Here is a 2,192-nt window from a genome sequence, read left to right as displayed (position 1 = left end):
ATCTGGCGCGGGGAGATACCGGGCGCAACAAGATGCTGATTCCTACGGCGGCCCATGGTACCAATCCAGCCAGTGCGCAAATGGCCGGATTTGAGGTTATCGAAATCCCCAACCTGCCCGATGGTGATCTGGATATGGCCGCCTTGGATGCTCACCTGGGTCCGGATGTCGCGGGAATCATGCTCACTAATCCCTCGACTTTGGGGGTTTTTGAAAGACGTATTGCAGAAATTGCCCAGCATGTGCATGCCGCCGGGGGCCTACTTTACTATGATGGTGCCAATCTCAATGCCATTCTTGGCCGAGTTCAGCCCGGTCAGATGGGTTTTGATGTGATGCATCTGAACCTGCACAAAACCTTTGCCACTCCCCATGGTGGGGGTGGACCGGGGGCCGGTGCTGTGGCTGTGCAGGAACGCCTCAAGCCCTTTTTGCCACTGCCCACGGTTTTGAAAGAGCCGCATGGGGCCTTGCGCTGGATGCGTGCTGAAGACCTTCCACAAAGTATTGGTCATTTAAGTGCACATGGTGGAAATATCGGCGTATTGCTGCGTGCCCATGCTTATCTTCGGCGACTGGGCCGTAGCGGTGTAGGGCGGGTATCCGCCTATGCTGCCCTCAATGCCAACTACCTGCTTAAAGAACTGCAGCGCCTGGGTTATCAGGCGGCTTTCCCGGAACGTCGTGCCAGTCATGAATTTATCCTGTCAGTGAGTGACTTGCACAAAGCCACAGGCATTCGCGCGCTGGATGTGGCAAAACGGCTGCTGGACTTTGGTATTCATGCTCCGACTATTTATTTTCCACAATTGGTGCCCGAATGTTTGCTCATAGAGCCGACCGAAACCGAAAGCAAGGCAACGCTGGATCGCTTTGTCGCGGTCATGGTGCAGATTCGCCAGGAAGCGCTGGAGCAGCCGGAATTGCTGCGGGAAGCTCCCCATCATTTGCCAGTTGGTCGACTGGATGAGGCGCTGGCCGCCCGCAAGCTGGATGTATCGGCAGCACAGGAATGACGAGCCTCCGTGTGACCGGCAGGTTGCCGGCAGCTGTCCAGCCAGCATTTACCCTCACTACGAATTTCAGACTGAATTAATTCAGGAAATCACTTTTCCTCGTTCCAGCCGAATGACCTGATCAGCCAGACGGGTGGTGCGGGGTCGATGGGCGACAATGAGGATGGTTTTTTTGCCGTGCAATTCTGCGAGAGTTTCAGCAATGCGTTCTTCGCTTTCGCTGTCGAGATTGCTGGTCGCTTCATCCAGTACCAGCACGGGGCGATCCAGATACAGTGCGCGGGCAATGGCCAGACGCTGACGCTGACCTCCGGAAAAATTCGCGCCATTCCCCTGGATGGGACTGTCCAGTCCGCCACTCAGGGCCAGAAAATCCCAGGCATGCGCCTGCCGGGCAGCAATTTCGGCGCGATGAGGATCGGGAGTGTCTTCACCGTAAGCAATATTGCTGAGGGCGCTGCCACTGAACAAAACCGGTTCTTGCGCTACAAAGCTGAAATAACTCCGATAGTCTCCCGCAGGGATCTGATTTTTATCCATACCGGCAACGGTAATACGGCCACTGCTGGCCGGAAGCAGGCCCAGAATCACCCGTATCAGGCTGGTTTTTCCGCTGCCACTGGGGCCCACAAAGGCGGTGGTGGTGAGCGGTGGAATGCAAATATCCAGTCCCTGAAGAATGGATTCCTGGCCCAGTTGCAGGCGCAGATTGTGACATTGCCAGGTCCCCCAGGGACGCGGTTCAGTGGTAATGACAGCCTGTTCCGAAGGTTGATCCAGCCAGGCAAAAAGCCGGTCTGCGGCTGACAATCCTTGCTGCAATTGATTATTGGCGGAAGAGAGTTGTCGCAGGGGTTCATAAATCAGCCCCAGGGCCGTAAAAAAGCTGAAAAAGGCACCGGTGCTCATGTTGCCATTAACGACCTGGCTGCCGCCCAGGTAGATAATGGCGGCAATCCCAAGGGCGGCGATCATTTCCATGACCGGCACCGTGGCTTTCTGAATCCGGGCGATCTGCATCATCAATTCGAAATAGTGCCGGGCCTGGTGTCCAAAACGTCTGGCCTCAAAAGGTTCACCCCCCTGACTTTTAATGACTTCCACACCCCGCAGGCTTTGCGAAAACTGATCCATGATTTCGCCCATCTGTTCCTGCTGGGAGTTGCCTCTCTGGCG

2 protein-coding genes are annotated in these 2,192 nt (G+C 55.7%); one reads left to right on the top strand and one right to left on the bottom strand.

Going from position 1 to position 2,192, the window contains the following annotated elements:
• The coding region (gcvPB, locus tag AC2VLY_RS01415) for an aminomethyl-transferring glycine dehydrogenase subunit GcvPB (protein ID WP_486921655.1) at positions 1–1,016 on the top strand (1,016 nt) is incomplete at its 5' end.
• Positions 1,017–1,097: 81 nt separating this feature from the next.
• Here gcvPB and AC2VLY_RS01410 read toward each other — a convergent pair.
• A partial coding sequence (locus tag AC2VLY_RS01410) for an ABC transporter ATP-binding protein (RefSeq protein ID WP_486921654.1) occupies positions 1,098–2,192 on the bottom strand: 1,095 nt, incomplete at its 5' end.

Source organism: Acidithiobacillus sp. TH-A36 (genome assembly GCF_057473445.1).
The sequence above is the reverse complement of the archived record's forward strand: the minus strand, read 5'-3'. Positions and strand labels throughout refer to the sequence as shown.